We start from the raw sequence: 17,554 nt of genomic DNA, 5'->3' as shown, positions 1-17,554 counted from the left end.
ATTTGTGCAGTTACCTTTTAGGGCGTTTGAAAAGCGGTGAAAACCGCCTTTCAAACCCACAAAAACGTAAAGGATGTCCCCGGTTTCGTTTGTAAAGGATGTATCCGTTTCTACATCGCGAAAGCGGAGTGTCAGCCTACGCATATGTTGCCTGACCCACTGCTTTCGCGAGCAAGCCCGCTCCCACATTTGATCTACGCCCGCCTCAAGTTCGTGCCGCGCCTGCTATCATGCGCGACACCTATTCGCACAGGACCGCGTCGCTCCCCATGGATTACCGCAAACCCTCCGACCGCAAAAGCATGCACTCGCGCATCGTCCAGGAACTGGGCATGCAGATCGTCTCGGGACGTTTCCTGCCGGACGACAAACTGCCCGCCGAAGCGCTGTTGTGCGAAGAATATGCGGTCAGCCGGCCGGTGCTGCGCGAAGCCACCCGAGTATTGGTTGCCAAGGGCCTGGTGTATTCCCGCCCGCGCGTGGGGACCGTGGTCAAGCCGCGCAAGGACTGGCACATGCTCGATCCGGACGTGCTGCACTGGTTGATGCAGAGCAGTCCGCAGAACCAGTTTTTCGACCTGCTGACCAGTGTACGCAGCATCATCGAACCGGCCGCTGCCGCCCTCGCCGCGCAATTCGCCACCGAGGCGGACATCGCGTCCATCGGTGAGGCCTACCAGCGCATGGAAGCCGCGCCGACACCGGAGGCGTTGTTGCAGCCGGACCTGGACTTCCACAGCCGCATCGCCGACGCCACGCACAACGACTTGCTGGCCAACCTGTGCAACATGCTCTCGGTGGCCATCGCCGAAGCCTTGAAGCATTCGAACCAGCGACCGAACCTGCATGAACTGGCGCTGCCGCGGCACAAGGCGATTCTCACCGCCATCGAGAACCGTGATGCTCTGGGCGCCCGGCATGCAACGCTGGTGCAGCTGGATGATGCGCGTAGTGCGCTGAATGTGGTGCTGGGTAGCGATCCGTCGTAGAGCAACGTCAAAAGATCGCAGCCTGCGGCAGCTCCTACAGGTGTACACCATTCCCCTGTAGGAGCTGCCGAAGGCTGCGATCTTTTGATCTTCAACGCACACAAAAAAGCCGCAACCAAGGTTGCGGCTTTTTCATTTCAACATGGATCAGTGAGCAAACAACGAATTACCCTTCTGCCCCGCCAGTTTCTCCGGCTTGATCAGGAACCGCGCCAGTGCCGGCAACAGCCACAGCGCGCCGAACATGTTCCACAGCAGCATGAAGGTCAGCATCAGACCCATGTCGGCCTGGAACTTGATGGCCGAGAAGATCCAGGTGCACACGCCGATCGCCAGGCACAGACCAGTGAACAGCACGGCCTTGCCGGTGGACTTCAGCGTCTGGTAGTACGCCTCTTGCAGCGGCAGGCCGGCACGCAGGAAGCTTTCCAGGCGGCTGTAGATGTAGATGCCGTAGTCCACGCCAATCCCCACCCCGAGCGCCACGACCGGCAGGGTCGCCACTTTCACGCCGATGCCCATGAAGGCCATCAGCGCGTTGCCGAGTACCGAGGTCAGCACCAGCGGCAGCACGATGCACAAGGTCGCCGCCCACGAGCGGAAGGTGATCATGCACATGACCGCCACGCAGATGTACACCAGGATCAGGATGGTCAGCTCGGACTTCTTGATCACCTCGTTGGTGGCCGCCTCGATCCCGGCGTTACCGGCAGCGAGGATGAACTCCAGGCCGTCCTTGTTGTTTTCCTTGGCGAACTCCTGCACCGCATGCACCGCGCGATCCAGGGTCTCGGCCTTGTGATCGTTGAGGAACACCAGCACCGGCGCCAGGGAGCAGCTGTTGTTGTACAGGCCGTCGGCGCGGGCAATGGAGTTGTTCAGCACATCAGGGTTACGCGACAGGGTTTCCCATTTCAGGTTGCCTTCGTTCATGCCCTTGATCATTTGCTTGGATACGGTCACCAGGGAAATCGCCGACTGCACGCCCTCGGTGTTCTGCATCTTCCACATCAGCTCGTCGATCGGCGCCATGGCTTCGTAGCGCGAGCAACCTTCGGACTTGGTCTTGACCATCACCACCAGCACGTCGGAACTGGTGGAGTAGTTGTTGATGATGAAGTTGTTGTCCTTGTTGTAGCGCGAGTCCGGACGCAGCTCCGGGGCACCCTGGTCGAGGTCGCCGATTTTCAGGTTCTGGCTGTACCACAGGCCGCCGCCGAAGGCGATCAGCGCCAGCAGAATGGAAACCGGCGCGACTTTGGCGCTGGCGAAATTCGCCAGCAGGCGCCAGAACGGATGTTCGCGGGTGGCGTCTTTCTTGCTGCGGGCCACGGCACGCTTGCTGATGCCGACATAGGAAATCGCCACCGGCAACAGGATCAGGTTGGTGAACACGATCACCGCCACACCGATGGATGCGCCGATGGCCAGCTCGCGGATCACGCCGATATCGATGATCAGCAGCGTGATGAAACCCACGGCATCGGCGAGGATCGCGATCATCCCCGGCAGGAACAATTGACGGAAGGTGCGACGCGCCGCCGTCAGGGCGTTTTCCGCTTCACTCGATTGCAGGGCGATCCCGTTGATCTTCTGCACGCCGTGGGAAATACCGATGGCGAAGATCAGGAACGGCACCAGCATCGAATAGGGGTCGAGCCCGAAGCCGAAGAAGTGCATCAGGCCCAGCTGCCAGATCACGGCCACCAGCGTCGTGCTCAACACGGCGACGGTACTGCGCAGGCAGTTGGTGAACCACAGCAGGAGGATCAGGGTGATGACGAAGGCGATGCCGAAGAACATCACGACCATCACCAGGCCATCGATCAGGTCACCGACCTTCTTGGCGAAACCGACGATGTGGATCTTCACATTCGGGTTCTGCGCTTCGAACTTGGTGCGGATCTTGTCCTCAAGCTCGTGGGAGAACTTGCGGTAGTCCAGCGCCAGCAGCTTGCCCTGGTCCTGTGGGTCCGGGTAGGACTCCAGCAACGGAATGTCGACGATGCTCGATTTGAAATCGTTGGACACCAGGCGCCCGACCTGACCGGACTTGAGCACGTTGTTGCGCAGCAGATCAAGGCTGGCCTGGGAGCCGTTGTAGCTCTGCGGGATCACTTCCCCGCCGGCGAAGCCCTCTTCCGTCACTTCGGTCCAGCGAATGCTGGGACTCCACAGCGATTTCAGACCGGAACGGTCGACACCGGAGATGTAGAACACCTCGTCGTTGATCTGACGCAGGGTCTCCATGTACTCCTTGGAGAAGATGTCACCATCGGTGGCTTCCACCGAGATCCGCACGGTGTTGCCCAGGTTCGCCAGATCGTTGCGGTGCTCCATCATCTTCTGGATGAAGGGATGCTCCAGCGGGATCATCTTTTCGAAGCTGGTGGACGGACGGATCAGCGTCGCCTGCCAGAACAGGAAAATACTGACCAGCAGGCAGATCGTGATCACTGCCGGACGGTTGTTGAAGATCAGGCGCTCGAGGAACGTCGCCTTGTCCTGGTGATGTGTACTCAAGGAAGTCATAGCTCCGCCTTCTTATTATTAACCCGGCTCATTTGCCCGACTCGGTGCCGTTAGGCGAGGTGACGCGAACGCCGCCCTGCCCGGCCAGAACCAGATTGCCATTGCCTGCCGCCGTCACTGCCGAAACCGAAATACGGTCCGGACGGTTGACCACCTTGAAGGTTTCGCCATTGTCACTGCTGCGAATCACCGAACCGCCGTTGCCGACGATCACGATCGAACCATCGTCGAGCAGCGTGCCGCCGGACAGCCCGAACTCCAGGTCGCCGCGCTCAGCCTTGAGCTCGACTTGCTCCCAGGTGCTGCCGAAATCCGTGGAGCGGTAAAGGTTGCCGCGCAGTCCGTAGGCCAGCAGCGTATTGGCCTGCGCCGTGCCGATCACGCCAAACAGCGAACCTTCATACGGACCTTCGAGTTTCTCCCAGGTCTGGCCCCAATCAGCGGAGCGGAACATGCTGCCCTGTTCGCCAACGATGAACAGCCCGGCGTCCTTGACCGCGGCGATCGCGTTCAGGTGGTACTGGTCTTCGTTGTCCAGGCGGTCGCTGGCGTCTTCCCAATGCTTGCCACCGTCGGTGGTTTCCATCAGCGAGCCATAAGCGCCCACGGCAAAGCCGCTGTCGACGTCCTTGAACCAGACATCGAGCAGCGGCGATTCACGATTCAGGTCTTCGAATTGCTTGGTCCAGGTCGCGCCGCCGTCCTCGCTGGCGAGGATCTGCGCGTCATGGCCGACGGCCCAGCCGTGCTTGTCATCGACAAAGAACACCGACGTCAGCAGGGCCCGGGTCGGCACCTTGGCCTGGGTCCAGGTCGCGCCCTGGTCATCGGAATACAGGATGTGCCCACGATCCCCGACCGCCACCAGGCGCTTGCCGGCGTGGACGACATCGAGCATCAGGGTTTTGGCAGCCTTGGCCGATTCAATGGAATAAACAACATCGGATGCTGGCGCCGCCGCGGCCAACACAGGTGCCGACAGCATGGCAGAGCCCAACAGCGAGAGCGCTGTAGCCAGCAACGCTAATTTGCGCAGTGCCGGCGGGCGGCAGATACCCACACCCATGACAGGCTCACTCATAGACCTTCTCCCATTATTATTGTTAGGTCGTTCAACCTTTCTGGGCGCCGCAAGGGTGCGTGCCTGGACCGGCTGTTTCAGAGCATAGTCCTGAAACCCGCCATCCAGAGCCCCTTCGGAAGCTGGCCTATCCTATCGGTGTTTTTTCATGTCTGACAATCGACGCCACGTTATGTTTTGTTAACCGAGGGGGATGCGGCCCGGGTGACTGGTCGGGTATTGCCGAGGGTGATCGAGTTGTCCATGGACGGTCTATGTCGGTGTTTGGCTGATTCATGCAATCCAGCGAATTGTATCGATGAGCGTTTTTTGTCAGAAACCGACTTGCCACTTGCCTATGGTGGCGCGCATTGACTCCCCATGGACGGCAAGAAATGTTTTCATCCCCAAACGGTACAATCGGCGCAAGCGGCCCCTCATCCAGTCGCCGTCCTGTAAACGACAACCCTCCAAAAGACCAAACACCCCTTGCAACAGCGGTGAAACTCGTTACCCAGGGACCATCGGTATTAGTGTCGCCCGTGCAACCACTCAAGACGGGGCTGCCGGAAAATCTGGATGGCAAGAGCCCCAGATCGATTGCCAACGGCGACAAGCAAACAGCTGGCAGACATAGAACTGCTGCCTTGCGTACAAAAAAAGCCGAAAGATCTGCTGCGCTGGAGACCAAAAAACAACAGTACAACTCCCATGTCCCGACGCAAAAGGCAGCGTTCGCCAAAGTCGTTGCTGCCAGAAAAAATTTTGAGTTGAAAATGGAAAAACTTGTTTGCGCTTTCAATAGCCTGGAGGTCGCATCGCCTGCGGGCAAGGACCAGGCAGCACGGGAATATGAGGTGGAGCATAAAGATACCCGAGTAGCCCAAGTCGTATTCGAAGTCGCCATGCGCAGGTGGATATTGTGCATGGACAATGCCAAGCCGGTGCGACAGGAGTGGATTAATGCCCTGAATCATGTTCGAGAAATTGACACTGACACCGCTCACGAAAACGATCTGCGGAAAACATTGATCGATGCAGCCGCTGACCAGATGTTGCGCATGAGCTTGCTGTGCAAACAGGGTCGCGACCTGCAAGTTACCTCCCGAGGTGAAAGCGCGGACAAGCTGTTATCCCGGGCGAAGATCGAAATGGACCGTGGCGAATACGCTGCTTACGAAGAATTTATGGGCCAGCAGAAAAAAGAAATAGACAATTTAAAAGAGTTGTTAGTGGGGACGATCCAACTAGAAACGATGCTTGAAGAAATACCTCGGCTGACGAAGTCCCACGCCCATGATGAAATTCTGTGGATGGTGTCAAGTATGCCTGACTCCAGCAGTGTGAAGTTAGACATGCTGCATCGCTACAAAAACTTGATACCCAAACACCACAGCCCGATCGCTGATCTGACCGAGTTTAACTTCCTCAAGCAAATAGTTGGAAACGAACTGCATTCTGCGGTCGGGGCGCACATTGAGATGCGCAACAATCGGGACAACCCACCGGAAAACAAAATCTCGACGTACGAAAATGCGCTCAAACAGTATGAAACCTATACCCACGCCATTCGTTCACTCAAGGAAATGGGCTCAACTCAAATCCGCATGGAATATCAGGCCCCCTTTCAACAATGTCTCGAAGAGGCTCGCGTCATTGCCGAAAAAGATCTGGCCGCTGCGATCCGAGAGATCGAAGAAGTCATGGTATTGCCCCGGTCGTCACTGCCGTTGAAACACAAGCCGGAAGAAGCACGCAAATTAAAATTGCACAATAAAGGCACTTTGACCAAGAAAACTGAAGTTCGAAATTCCAAAGTGGAACACGAAGCCATCAAAACTCGTGCCCCTCAATCTGGCGAAATCATCAATATCCGGCAAGAGAGTCCACCGATACGTGACTACGCCGTAATTGAGCAAACACTAACTGCCGCGCCAAAACCGGTCAATCGGTCTACGACAACCATTATCGAGGCAGGTAACAAACTGCTAGTCGAGCGCACAAAACGCGAAGCAATGATTCAACGCGAAATTGGACAGCTGAAAGACCCTTCGCTGTGCGAAGAAAAGCGTCCTGCGGAATGGAACACCTTGCTGGAGCAGCTCGCCGAACAACTGGATTCAATCATTGACGAACTTGTTCTCGTCAAAAGCGAAGACCCGAAAACATCGGCAGTCATCGAAGCGTTTCGTACTGAAGCAAAAGATTTGAAGTCTGCAGGTCTGAAGCACCGCAATGCTGGATACAAAAGGCAAGCGCCGACGGCGGAGAAGGTTCTAGCCTTGTGGCATTGTGCTGAGCTGAGTATCGAACCGCTGAAAAACCGCCAAGCCACTAACGCAAGGGACTTTCTCACAGAATTTGCCATCAGGGATAAACACTCCGGCGAAGTCCTGTGGTATGCGCACTTTCACTATGCCAACGACGCCGATCCAGACTTGTCCTATACCGCTGCCCACTTGAAACGTGCGGGTCAACGTTTCATGGGGCTCAAGGCACAGCTCAAACAGGCGCGGGAAGACGCGGAAGTGGTGCGCATCTGGCGAAGCAAGGTGCCTACCGAAATAGCCAGGAAACTATTCTTTAAAACCGCTTGAATGTTTTCAAAACAGCGCTTCGAAACCAATGCCACGGCACTGGCCAAGGCACAAAACCCTGACCAGAAAATCGCCATCCATCGCGGCCACATCAACAAGGAGCTGGCCACGAAGTTTTTCTCCCTGCGCTAACCTGCACGCCGCGCAGTGCCTGGCACTGCGCGGCATCAGGATCAAGCCAGGCTTTTGCTGACCACCTCAAACACATCACTGGACAACTGCCCCGAAGCCCGAATCCGCTCCAGCTCTCCCTTCATCAAAGCCTGACGAGCACCGTCATACTTGCGCCAGCGAGTCAAAGGCGCCAACTGACGCGAAGCAATCTGCGGATTGAACCCGTTCAGCTCAATCACCAGATCCGCCAGGAAGCGATACCCGGAACCATCCGCCGCATGGAAGTTGATCAGGTTCTGCCCGGCAAACGCGCCGATCAACGCCCGCACCTTGTTCGGGTTCTTGATGTTGAACGCCGGGTGCTGCATCAACGCCTTGACCCGTGCCAGTCCGCCCGGCAACACGCTGCCGGCCTGGACACTGAACCACTGGTCCATGACCAGCGGGTTGTCCTTGAAGTGCTCGGCGAAGCTGGCCAGGGCCTTGGCCTTCTCGGCTTCGAACGGCGAGTTGACCAACACCGCCAGCGCGGTCAGGCGCTCGGTCATGTTGTCGCACGCGTCGAACTGCTCCAGCGTCGCCACCAGAACCTCCGGCTTGCCGCTGAGCATCAGGTACGACAGCGCGATGTTCTGCAAGGCGCGACGGGCGAAATGTTCCGCCTCGGCCACGTACGGTGTTTGCTTGGAAAGCTCGCGGTTGGCCTGGTAACGCAGCCACAAGCCCTCGAACAACGCGTTAGCCAGTTGCTTGCGGGCAAACTCGCGGGCAGTGTGAATCGCTTCGACATCCGCCACTTCACTGATTTCGGTCAGGTACGCTTCGCTTGGCAGCGAGAGCATTTCGGCGACCATGGCCTGATCCAGCGACGCGTCCGAGAGCACCGTGCGCAGCGCCGACACCAGACGCTGATCCAGCACCAGGGCTTCGCCCTTCTGCTGCTGGGCGATCAATTCCTGCAGCACCTGCACCGACAGTTGCTGGCCGGCATCCCAGCGGTTGAAGCCGTCGCTGTCGTGCTGCATCAGGAACATCAACTGGTCGCGGTTGTACGGGAAGCTGAGTTTCACCGGTGCCGAGAAACCACGCAGCAGCGAAGGCAGCGGCTGTTCGGCGATGTCGACGAAGGTGAAGGTCTGTTCGGCTTCGGTCACCGAGATCACTCGGGAAGTGCCTTGGGCCGACGCCTCACCGGCAAGACGCAGGGCAATCTCGCCACCCTGGCTATCGAGCAGCCCCAGCTCGACCGGGATCACGAACGGCAGTTTTTCAACCTTGTCCGGGGTTTGCGGGCAGCTCTGGCGGAAGGTCAGGCTGTAGGTTTTCGCCGCGGCATCAAAGGACTCGCTCACCGCCAGACGCGGTGTACCGGCCTGGCTGTACCAGCGCTTGAACTGGGTCAGGTTGACGCCATTGGCATCTTCCATGGCCTTGATGAAGTCATCGCAGGTCACGGCCTGGCCGTCGTGGCGTTCGAAGTACAGGTCGCTGCCTTTGCGGAAGCCTTCGGCGCCGAGCAGGGTGTGGATCATGCCGACCACTTCCGAGCCCTTTTCGTACACGGTCAGGGTGTAGAAGTTGGAAATCTCGATGAAGCTGTCCGGGCGCACGGCGTGAGCCATGGGGCCGGCGTCTTCGGCGAACTGGTGGGTGCGCAGGTACGCCACGTCCTGGATGCGCTTGACCGTGGCCGAGTTCATGTCCGAGGAGAACCCGGCATCGCGGAACACGGTGAAGCCTTCCTTGAGCGACAGCTGGAACCAGTCGCGGCAGGTCACGCGGTTGCCCGACCAGTTGTGGAAGTATTCGTGGGCGACGATCGCCTCGACCCGCTGGTGCGCGGCGTCGGTGGCGGTGTCGGCCTTGGCCAGCACGGCGCTGGAATTGAAGATGTTGAGGCCCTTGTTCTCCATGGCGCCCATGTTGAAGTCATTCACGGCAACGATCATGAAGATGTCCAGGTCGTACTCGCGACCATAGACCTCTTCGTCCCAACGCATGGATTTCTTCAGGCTGTTCATTGCGTGCTGGCACTTGTCGATGTTTTCCGGCTCGACGTAAATGCGCAGCGCCACGTTGCGCTCGCTCATGGTGGTGAAGCTGTCTTCGACGCACCACAGGTCACCGGCCACCAGCGCGAACAGGTACGCCGGTTTCTTGAACGGGTCTTCCCAGGTCGCCCAGTGCCGGCCGTCTTCGCCGGGGCCGGAAGCGATCGGGTTGCCGTTGGACAGCAACACCGGATAGCTGTGCTGCTCGGCGACGACCGTGGTGGTGAATGTGCTCATCACGTCCGGGCGGTCGAGGTAATAGGTGATCTTGCGGAAGCCTTCGGCCTCGCACTGGGTGCAGAACATCGTGCCGGACTTGTACAGGCCTTCCAGCGCGGTGTTGGTTTCCGGATGGATCCTGACGCTGGTATCGACCGTGAAGGTCGCGCTGGTCGGGTGCAGGGTCAGGTGATTCTCGGTCAGCTGATACTGTGCCTCGGAAAGCTCCTGGTCGGCCAGGGTGACCGACAGCAGTTCCAGCTGCTGGCCGTCCAGCACCAGCGGCGGCAGCCCCGGGCCACGCTCGGGGTTACGGCGCATCACCAGTTGCGCATGGACCAGGCTGTGGTCCTCGTACAACTCGAAGGTCAGGTGTGTTTCGTCGATCAGGTACTCGGGCGCCTGATAGTCCTTGAGGTAGATCATCTTCGGTTGTTCGGTGCGCATGCTGGAGTCCTTACTGATGCACGGCGAGCTGGTAAGCCGTGTATTTACGAATGTTGATCACGCCGGTGTCGAAGATCAGGTATTGGCCCTTGACCCCCATCAGCGTGCCTTCGGCAATCGGGTTCTTGTCCAGGTTGAAGCTGACAATCTTCGCCGGGTATTGCTCGACCGGGTAGCGGATTTCCAGCGGTTCGACGCCGGTAACCGTCTGGATCGCCTGCAAGCCGAATCGTTCCTGCAACCCTTGCAAGCCTTCGGCGCAGCTGTCGAACAGTTGATCGCGAACCTCGGCCAGGTTCACCGCCGCCGCATCGCCCTTGAGTAAAGCACGCCAGTTGGTCTTGTCCGCCACCTGGCTGCGAAACAGATCCTCGACGAAACCCGACTGCTGCCGGGTCGATACGCGCACGATCGGCAAGGCCTGGCTCGCCCCCTGGTCGAGCCAGCGGGTCGGCAACTGGGTGGCACGGGTAATCCCGACTTTCACCCCCGACGAGTTGGCCAGGTACACCACGTGATCGGTCATGCAGAACGTCTCGCCCCACTCCGGCTCCCGGCAGGTGCCGGCGTCGAAGTGGCAGCGCTCCGGGCTCATGATGCACAGGTCGCACTGGGCCAGCTTGGTCATGCACGGGTAGCAGTAACCCTGGCTGAAGCTGGTCTTGGTCTTGCGTCCGCAATGGGTGCAGTGGATCGCCCCCAGGTATTCCAGACGCACCCTGGTGCCGATCAACGGATTGACCGGAACCTCGGTGTCGCCCAGACGGAAAGCGTATTGCACGTTCGGCCCGTCAAGGCGTGCCGACATTTTGCTGATTGCACCGCGGCCAATCTCGATCAATGGATGGCATCCGACTTGAACAGGATGTTCGGCACTTCGATCGACTTCGAGGCGCATTCCTGCGGCCCCATGTAGCCGGTACGCTGGTCCTCGGGCAGGTTCTGGATTTCCCAGGCGATCATCGCCTGCAGCGACAGTTCGCGTTGTTCGGCGGTGAGCTTGCCACCGTCGGACCATTTGCCGATTTCCACGGCCAGTTTCAGGCTCTCGTAGATATCGGGGGTGATGTTCTGGATCATTTCGTTAAAAGAGGACATTGGGTCTCCGTCTCTTTATTGCATGTTCTTGAATTAGGCGGCCAGTTTACGGCGGTTATACAAACCGCCCAACAAACCGGTGAAGCATCCGATGAGTAACCCGCTGACGTGGGCCGCGTTGGCGATTTCGCCGAAGCCGATCATCGAGACCAGCCCGGACAGGCACAGCAGCAACCACACCAGCATCATCACCAGCACGCCGCGCGGCAGGCGATAGGCCGGGTTCGGCGCCAGCAACTGGAAGATCCAGCAATGCCCGAGCAGGCCGTACAGTACGCCGGACAATCCGCCGAACAAGGTCGGCCCGCTGAAGGCGTACTGGGCGTAGTTGGACACCAGACTGAACAGCAGGGTCAGGCCGATCAGGTTGATGCTGCCCTGGCGCGACTCGATGCGCCGCCCCAGCTCCCAGTACCACATGCCGTTCATCGCCAGGTGCAGGATGCCGAAGTGGATCAGCATCGGCGTGAACAGGCGCCACCACTGCCCCGCCGCCAGGCTGTCGGCCAGCGGTGTGAAGTGGATGTATTCGCCGACTACGCGAAATTCGAGGAAGGTCAGCCAGCGCATGGTTTCCAGGTTGTCACCGAGCAAGGTGATCGCACCGACGACGAGGCTCAGCAGCAATACCAATGCAGTGGCCCTGGCGTATTTCAGCTGTTCGACAAAGCCCGGGCGCTTGATGGTCTGCGCCACCGGTATGTCCAGTTGCTGGTCGGGATCGCCCGCCGGAAACCGTTCGTACAGTGCGCGCACGTCTTCACTGATGTTGTCCGGCACCCACAGCACTTGCTCGCCCGCTTCTTCGCTGACCCGATGGGGCACTTGCATGCGCTTGAGCAGGGTGACGAACCCGCTCAAGTCCACCGCCAGGGGCAGACGCAATACCGCTACAGCACTCATTGCAGCACCTCCGGCCGCTCGACATCGACCCAGACGAATTTATCCGGATCGAGGCGGGTTTCCTGATCCAGTCGATAGGCAACCAGTTTGCCGTAGAGCACTGCGCTGTAATCCAGGCAGGCCAGGTTCGGGCGGATCGGTGCCGGCTTGCCGCTGCGCCAGTAATGGCCGACGAACAACAACGGCTCATCGATGCCATAGCGCAGCAGGCTGTTCTTTTCAGTGGACGTCAGCGGCGTCCGCGCCACGGGCTCAGGCAGCGCGTCCGGCTGGAACACGATGTCGCCGTAGGTTTTCGGATCGTCTTCCCAGAACTTGGTGCGGAAGAACGAACGCACCAGGCCGTCGCCGCTGGTCATGGTCAGGCCATGGGGCAAGCGCATGTCGGTGCCGCGCAACAGGCGATCGAACACGGTGCAGGCAAACGAACCCGACTCCGCCGATGCCTGGAGAAAATGCTCGTCGACGCAACCGTTGGGGAACAACGCCCGCAGCGGCTCGATCAGCCCGGCATCCCAGCAGGCGTGGACCACGCGAAAACGCCCGGCATCGACGAACAGCGGCAGCTCATAGAACCATTGCTGGAAGTCGTGCCAGTCAGCCGGATGGCCTTCGAACTGGGTCAGGGTTTCGTGCAGCAGGCGGGCATGGCGCGGCGTGTGCTCGCGCACGAACTGCTTGCCGCTGCCGGGCAGCGCCGGTGTGCTCCAGCCCAGCGCATTGAACTCATGGTTGCCCATGATGCACAACGCCTGACCGGCCTCGACCATGTCGTGGACGATGTGCAGCGCCTCGCGAATCCGCGGGCCGCGGTCGATGATATCGCCGACGAACACCGCCATGCGCGACGCGTGCCGCCAGACGCCACCCTGTTTGTGATAGCCGAGTCGGTCGAGCAAGTGCTCCAGGGTCAGGGCGCAACCGTGCACGTCACCGATCAGGTCGTAGCTACGCGCGGGATCGAGCATCAGTCGCCTCCACCCCCCAGCTTGCTGCCCCAGCCGAGCTTGGTCCGGCAGACTTCGTAGTAGTTGTGGTCGAGCGGGTGAATCAGCCGCAGTTTCTGGGCTTTTTTGCTGACGGTAATGGTGTCGCCGGGCGCGCAGGTGAAGTGGTTCTGCCCGTCGCACGAGACTTGCGGGTAAATCTGCATATCCTTGGACACGACGATTTTCAGCTCGCTGTTGCCATCGACCACGATCGGTCTACCCGACAAGGTATGGGGGTACATCGGCACAATAACAATAGCGTCGAGCTTGGGGTGCATGATCGGCCCGCCGGCAGACAACGCGTAGGCGGTGGAACCGGTCGGCGTGGCGACGATCAGGCCGTCGGCCTTCTGGCTGCAGACGAACTGGCCGTCGATGTACAGCTCGAATTCGATCATTCGCGTGGATTTGCCGGGGTGTAGCACGACGTCGTTCAGGGCATCGCCCTGGCCGATCGCCTCACCGTGGCGGCGGACCTCGGCCTGCAGCAGGAAGCGGTTTTCCACCAGATAGTGGCCATCCAGCACTTCGGCGACCTTGGCCTCGAGCTCGTCGGGACGGATGTCGGTGAGGAACCCCAGGCTGCCCCGGTTGATGCCGAGCACCGGAATATTGTGTTTGGCCAGCGCCCGGGCAGCGCCGAGCAGGCTGCCGTCACCACCGACCACGATGACCATGTCGCAGACTTCGCCGAGCATCTTGCGCGACGAGGTTTGCAGGCCGTGCCCTGGCAGCACTTCGGCGATGGTGTCTTCGAGGATCACGTGCAGGTGACGATCGAGCAGAAACCGTTTCAGTCGGCGGACGGTATCCAGCACCTGGGAACTGCCCAGGCGACCGATGATGCCGATATTGCGAAATTGCTCCATGGGGCTCCTGCGGGGATCTGTGTGGCGGCGAAAACCACGATTATGGGCGAAAGCGGCCCGTAGACAAAATCCTTTCAGCTTCAAGGGTGTGCCCGTGTTTCGGGCTATGCTCGCAAGATGATGCTATTTCCGGATCTGCTCCACCTGCCCCATCAGTTACGCCATCCCGAAGTGCGTGACCTGGCGTGGGTCATCCTCGCCCCGCCCATGCTGGACGATACCCCGTGGCCGCAACGTCACCCGTTGGCCGGCAGCGACTGGGTGCAGGCACCGGACCGACTGGAGCAGTGGCTGCGGCAGCTGGATCGGGACAGTTATGGCTTGCTGCACTGGCTGGCCCAGGCCCGGACCCGCCGCCTGGGTCTGTACTACGAACGCCTCTGGCAATTTGCCGTGCAGCACGCGCCGGGCATTGAGCTGATTGCCGCCAACATGCCGATTCGCCGCGAAGGGCACACCCTGGGTGAACTGGACATGCTGCTGCGTGACCGCGACGGCGTGCATCACCTGGAACTGGCGATCAAGCTCTACCTCGGCCCGCAATCGGGCGACGGGCACGACACCGCCCAGTGGCTGGGCCCGGGCTGCCACGATCGGCTCGACCGCAAACTGGCGCACCTGAGCCAGCATCAGTTACCGATTTCCGCACGCCCCGAGAGCCGTGAAGTACTGGCGGCGCTGGATATCCAGGCCTTCAGCGCCCATTTGTGGCTGGGGGGTTATTTGCTCTACCCCTGGCCCGGACAGGCCGCCCCGCCGTCGGGTGCCCATCCGCAGCATTTGCGCGGTCGCTGGCTGCATCAAAAGGATTGGCCGGCGTTGGTTGCCCAGAGCGCGCCCGGTCGCTGGCAACCCCTGCCCCGCCATGCCTGGCTGGCACCGGCGCACTATTCGGCGGAGCACACCTGGACCCCTGAACAGATGCGGGCATGGCTCAAGGACCTGGACCCGCTGGCGCCGGCACAACTGCTGGTACGCCTGACGGAAAATGCCAATGGCGACTGGGAAGAGGCCGAGCGATTGTTTCTGGTGGCGGATCTTTGGCCGAATGTGCCGGGACAGGGTTGAGTTTTTGTATTGCCTGTGCCGGCCCCTTCGCGGGCAAGCCCGCTCCCACAGGGATTCTCAGCGGATACAAAATCTGTATTCGACCGAGATCAAATGTGGGAGCGGGCTTGCTCGCGAAGAAGTCACCACGGTCTATCCGGGATGCACGAAGACTGCCCGCCTACAACCGAATCACATGCCCCTCGACAGGTGGGACCTGGCCATGGAACAAGCGGAAAATGACGCTTTGCGCTGCCTCATAACCTCGACTTTCAATCACCTTCAACAACGGTTTCTCACTTTCCGTCACCTGCCGAATAAACCGCAGCAACCCCTCGCCGATATGCTGGCTGACCCCTTCCGGCCCCCATTCGGCATTGCGCTTGCGGATCTGGATCGGTGCAAAAAAGAACACCGGTTGTGGCCCTTCGATAGCCGTCAACCGTGCCTCATCGGTACTTTGCGCAGAGCCGGCGAAGCAGCTGTAGACCAGTTGTCCGGCACAGTGCTGGTGCACCTGATCCCGCAACGGGAGGTCACCCGAAAAATCCACATACAGCGCAGGACGATCATTCCCAAGACTCGTCAGCTCTTCATAGGACACTACCCGCTCGTAACAACCGAGGGTTTCGACAAAAGCTTTGTTGGCGGCCGAGGTCAGGGCAATCCGCTCCAGTTGCGGATGACTCTCCAGGCAGACCGCCGTGCCGTAGGCGGTTTTACTCGACGCACTGGAAAACACCAGCCGGGTTGCGCCAAAGAACTGGTTGTCCTGGAGGAAGTCCGCCAGCATTGAAGAGGTCAGGAACAGTGGCTTGAGCAGGATCTGCAGGTTCTCGGTTTCAGGGCTGTAGTACGCATCCCAACCGCAGCGCGTGTATTGGTTGTACGCCGAGGTCAGCCCCAAGCGATGCCCGACCCCGTCGTAGAAGCCTCGTTCGGTGACCCGTTCCGGGCGCATCCACAGGTGGCTGGCCAGCGGAAAGTAACCGTAGAAGCGCTCGCCCACCTCGATGCCGACCACGGTCGAAACAATGACATCCGCGAACCCCCAGGCCGGAATGTGGCCCCAGCCCTCCTCGCCTGCAGGAAAGAAACCCCAGTAGTTCATTGAATTGCCATACGCCGCGTACGTAATGTTGTTGGTGGTCAGTGCGCAACGATCAATCTTCAGGATCACCTCGCCGGCAGCCGGAACCAGGCTACGTCGCTCCTGCGCTATGCGGCTCTGGTCCAGGGCATTTTTACGGGTAATCAGGCGTGTTACCGTGGTGAAATCCTGCATGTTCGGTCTCCTGCTGCGACAAGGTGGCGGGTCACACAAGGGTAATGACTGCCGATGAAGAGTGGGTTCGGAAACACCAGGGGCGGCTCGCCCACCCTCAATTCCCGCGCCAAACCGCTGAAACGACCGAGTCAGGCTCGGGCGATCCTCACCGTCGAGGCGATTTACGAGGCTTTTGTTCGGATTTGGCAGCGCAACGGCTGGTCAAGACTGACCACCCGGGATGTGGCACTGGAAGCCGGGGTGGCGGTTGGCACGCTGTATGACTATTTCCCGAGCAAAAAAGCCCTGCTGTCGGGTTACATCCGGCATCGCCTGGATGTACTGCTGGCCCAACTGGATCAAGACGTCATCCAGGCAAACGACCTGGACTGGCTGGCGCGCATCAAGCGACTGATACGCCTGACCTGCGACCCTGACGATCCCCGACAACCCCTGTTCAACCATGCCGTGTCGCTCATCGAGCATCAGATCGCCGAACCCAAGCATCACCGAAGGGTGTACGAAGAACTGTCGCAAAAATGGCGGGAAGCCTTCGCGGCCTGCGGCGATATACCGATGCAGCCGTCAGCGCCGACCATAGAAGCCTGGGTCATCATGGCCTGGGGCGGTCGTCGCTACTGCGTCACGGCACAACCGGCGGCGGAACAAACCGCCGCCTGGCTGTCGGAAATGGAAGCTCTGGTTTGCAGCCGATTGGCCAACGGGTCGCAGGACTGAGCGCTGGCAAACGAGCATCAGACTTTTTTGTGCTGTTCGACCCATTGCCCATAGGCATTGATGAAACTTTGCAGAAACGGCTTGACCGACTCGGACAATTTGCCCGCCTCGTCGAACGCCGAACCGGCGTTCCCGAGATAGGCCTCCGGTTGCTGCATCAGCGGCACATTGAGAAACACCATGGATTGACGCAGGTTGTGATTGGCACCAAACCCGCCGACGGCCCCCGGCGAAACGCTGATAACCGCGCCCGGCTTGCCGCTCCAGGCACTTTTCCCGTAGGGGCGCGAGCCCACGTCAATCGCATTTTTCAACGGCGCCGGCACCGAGCGGTTGTATTCCGGGGTCACGAACAGCACCGCGTCGGATGTACTCACCTGTTGCCGGAAAGTGCTGTAGGCTGCCGGCGGTGAAGCACCATCGATATCTTCGTTGTAGAGCGGCAGATCGCCAATTTCGACGATGTTCAACTTCAGATTGGCCGGTGCCAGTTCAGCCAGGGCCCGTGCGACCTTGCGGTTGATCGATTCCTTTCTCAAGCTGCCGACCACGACGGCGACCGAATAGACGTTGCTCATGGGAATGTCTCGACTGTCCGATAGGAAGAGCTTGTAGTTATAGATGACGATTCAAG

The 17,554-nt window shown here is 59.7% G+C and carries 15 protein-coding genes; 5 read left to right on the top strand and 10 right to left on the bottom strand.

Annotation, left to right across the window (positions count from 1 at the left end):
* Window positions 1–269: 269 nt before the first annotated feature.
* Window positions 270–989, top strand: coding sequence for a FadR/GntR family transcriptional regulator (locus KW838_RS27505; RefSeq protein ID WP_156385876.1), 720 nt, complete (start codon window positions 270–272; stop codon window positions 987–989).
* A 147-nt stretch (window positions 990–1,136) separates the two neighbouring features.
* Here KW838_RS27505 and KW838_RS27500 read toward each other — a convergent pair whose 3' ends face one another.
* Together KW838_RS27500 and KW838_RS27495 are read right to left on the bottom strand one after the other, a co-directional pair.
* Window positions 1,137–3,521 (bottom strand): RND family transporter, encoded by a 2,385-nt coding sequence (locus tag KW838_RS27500; protein WP_102700610.1) that lies wholly within the window; start codon window positions 3,519–3,521, stop codon window positions 1,137–1,139.
* A 28-nt stretch (window positions 3,522–3,549) separates the two neighbouring features.
* Complete coding sequence (locus KW838_RS27495) at window positions 3,550–4,602, bottom strand: YCF48-related protein (RefSeq protein WP_104447336.1); 1,053 nt, start codon at window positions 4,600–4,602, stop codon at window positions 3,550–3,552.
* Window positions 4,603–4,976: 374 nt separating this feature from the next.
* Here KW838_RS27495 and KW838_RS27490 point away from each other — a divergent pair, with 374 nt between their 5' ends.
* The gene (locus KW838_RS27490; protein ID WP_218504158.1) at window positions 4,977–7,178 is read left to right on the top strand and encodes a hypothetical protein; all 2,202 of its coding nucleotides are present in this window, start codon (window positions 4,977–4,979) and stop codon (window positions 7,176–7,178) included.
* Complete coding sequence (locus KW838_RS29665; protein ID WP_256358984.1) at window positions 7,179–7,310, top strand: hypothetical protein; 132 nt, start codon at window positions 7,179–7,181, stop codon at window positions 7,308–7,310. It abuts the gene before it with no gap.
* Window positions 7,311–7,351: 41 nt separating this feature from the next.
* Here KW838_RS29665 and pepN read toward each other — a convergent pair whose 3' ends face one another.
* From pepN to KW838_RS27460, 6 genes are read right to left on the bottom strand one after another with little or no spacing between them, the layout of a single operon-like run.
* Window positions 7,352–10,009, bottom strand: coding sequence for an aminopeptidase N (gene pepN / locus KW838_RS27485; RefSeq protein ID WP_218504157.1), 2,658 nt, complete (start codon window positions 10,007–10,009; stop codon window positions 7,352–7,354).
* Between the two features lie 10 nt (window positions 10,010–10,019).
* Window positions 10,020–10,850: a DUF2797 domain-containing protein gene (locus KW838_RS27480; RefSeq protein ID WP_218504156.1), complete on the bottom strand. Its 831-nt coding sequence runs from the start codon at window positions 10,848–10,850 to the stop codon at window positions 10,020–10,022.
* Window positions 10,847–11,107 (bottom strand): YeaC family protein, encoded by a 261-nt coding sequence (locus KW838_RS27475; RefSeq protein ID WP_007979148.1) that lies wholly within the window; start codon window positions 11,105–11,107, stop codon window positions 10,847–10,849. The genes KW838_RS27480 and KW838_RS27475 overlap by 4 nt, the downstream gene beginning before the upstream one ends.
* A gap of 33 nt (window positions 11,108–11,140) precedes the next feature.
* Complete coding sequence (locus KW838_RS27470; RefSeq protein ID WP_218504155.1) at window positions 11,141–12,010, bottom strand: rhomboid family intramembrane serine protease; 870 nt, start codon at window positions 12,008–12,010, stop codon at window positions 11,141–11,143.
* Window positions 12,007–12,981: a metallophosphoesterase gene (locus tag KW838_RS27465; protein ID WP_371317897.1), complete on the bottom strand. Its 975-nt coding sequence runs from the start codon at window positions 12,979–12,981 to the stop codon at window positions 12,007–12,009. Before KW838_RS27465 ends, KW838_RS27470 begins: the two co-directional genes overlap by 4 nt.
* Window positions 12,978–13,868 (bottom strand): NAD(+) kinase, encoded by an 891-nt coding sequence (locus KW838_RS27460; RefSeq protein ID WP_007979142.1) that lies wholly within the window; start codon window positions 13,866–13,868, stop codon window positions 12,978–12,980. Before KW838_RS27460 ends, KW838_RS27465 begins: the two co-directional genes overlap by 4 nt.
* A 117-nt stretch (window positions 13,869–13,985) precedes the next feature.
* Between KW838_RS27460 and KW838_RS27455 the strand changes: the two genes are divergently transcribed.
* Window positions 13,986–14,936: a DUF1853 family protein gene (locus tag KW838_RS27455; RefSeq protein WP_218504153.1), complete on the top strand. Its 951-nt coding sequence runs from the start codon at window positions 13,986–13,988 to the stop codon at window positions 14,934–14,936.
* A 160-nt stretch (window positions 14,937–15,096) separates the two neighbouring features.
* On the opposite strand, the gene KW838_RS27450 is transcribed toward KW838_RS27455, so the two are convergent.
* Window positions 15,097–16,200 (bottom strand): DUF2855 family protein, encoded by a 1,104-nt coding sequence (locus KW838_RS27450; protein ID WP_218504152.1) that lies wholly within the window; start codon window positions 16,198–16,200, stop codon window positions 15,097–15,099.
* Between the two features lie 54 nt (window positions 16,201–16,254).
* Between KW838_RS27450 and KW838_RS27445 the strand changes: the two genes are divergently transcribed.
* Window positions 16,255–16,920, top strand: a complete 666-nt coding sequence (locus tag KW838_RS27445; protein WP_218504151.1) for a TetR/AcrR family transcriptional regulator — start codon at window positions 16,255–16,257, stop codon at window positions 16,918–16,920.
* A gap of 17 nt (window positions 16,921–16,937) precedes the next feature.
* Here KW838_RS27445 and KW838_RS27440 read toward each other — a convergent pair whose 3' ends face one another.
* On the bottom strand, window positions 16,938–17,498 hold the full coding sequence (locus KW838_RS27440) for an NADPH-dependent FMN reductase (protein WP_218504150.1): 561 nt from the start codon (window positions 17,496–17,498) through the stop codon (window positions 16,938–16,940).
* Window positions 17,499–17,554 lie beyond the last annotated feature (56 nt).

This window comes from Pseudomonas sp. PDM27 (assembly GCF_019219205.1).
Classification (GTDB): domain Bacteria; phylum Pseudomonadota; class Gammaproteobacteria; order Pseudomonadales; family Pseudomonadaceae; genus Aquipseudomonas; species Aquipseudomonas laurylsulfatiphila.
This window is presented reverse-complemented; position numbering and strand designations above follow the sequence as displayed.

Excerpts from the sequence above, each read along its gene's own strand:
- KW838_RS27505 (WP_156385876.1), top strand. The coding sequence starts at position 270 with ATGGATTACCGCAAACCCTCCGACCGCAAAAGCATGCACTCGCGCATC.
- KW838_RS27500 (WP_102700610.1), bottom strand. The coding sequence starts at position 3,521 with ATGACTTCCTTGAGTACACATCACCAGGACAAGGCGACGTTCCTCGAG.
- KW838_RS27495 (WP_104447336.1), bottom strand. The coding sequence starts at position 4,602 with ATGAGTGAGCCTGTCATGGGTGTGGGTATCTGCCGCCCGCCGGCACTG.
- KW838_RS27490 (WP_218504158.1), top strand. The coding sequence starts at position 4,977 with ATGTTTTCATCCCCAAACGGTACAATCGGCGCAAGCGGCCCCTCATCC.
- KW838_RS29665 (WP_256358984.1), top strand. The coding sequence starts at position 7,179 with ATGTTTTCAAAACAGCGCTTCGAAACCAATGCCACGGCACTGGCCAAG.
- pepN (WP_218504157.1), bottom strand. The coding sequence starts at position 10,009 with ATGCGCACCGAACAACCGAAGATGATCTACCTCAAGGACTATCAGGCG.
- KW838_RS27475 (WP_007979148.1), bottom strand. The coding sequence starts at position 11,107 with ATGTCCTCTTTTAACGAAATGATCCAGAACATCACCCCCGATATCTAC.
- KW838_RS27470 (WP_218504155.1), bottom strand. The coding sequence starts at position 12,010 with ATGAGTGCTGTAGCGGTATTGCGTCTGCCCCTGGCGGTGGACTTGAGC.
- KW838_RS27460 (WP_007979142.1), bottom strand. The coding sequence starts at position 13,868 with ATGGAGCAATTTCGCAATATCGGCATCATCGGTCGCCTGGGCAGTTCC.
- KW838_RS27455 (WP_218504153.1), top strand. The coding sequence starts at position 13,986 with ATGATGCTATTTCCGGATCTGCTCCACCTGCCCCATCAGTTACGCCAT.
- KW838_RS27450 (WP_218504152.1), bottom strand. The coding sequence starts at position 16,200 with ATGCAGGATTTCACCACGGTAACACGCCTGATTACCCGTAAAAATGCC.
- KW838_RS27445 (WP_218504151.1), top strand. The coding sequence starts at position 16,255 with ATGAAGAGTGGGTTCGGAAACACCAGGGGCGGCTCGCCCACCCTCAAT.
- KW838_RS27440 (WP_218504150.1), bottom strand. The coding sequence starts at position 17,498 with ATGAGCAACGTCTATTCGGTCGCCGTCGTGGTCGGCAGCTTGAGAAAG.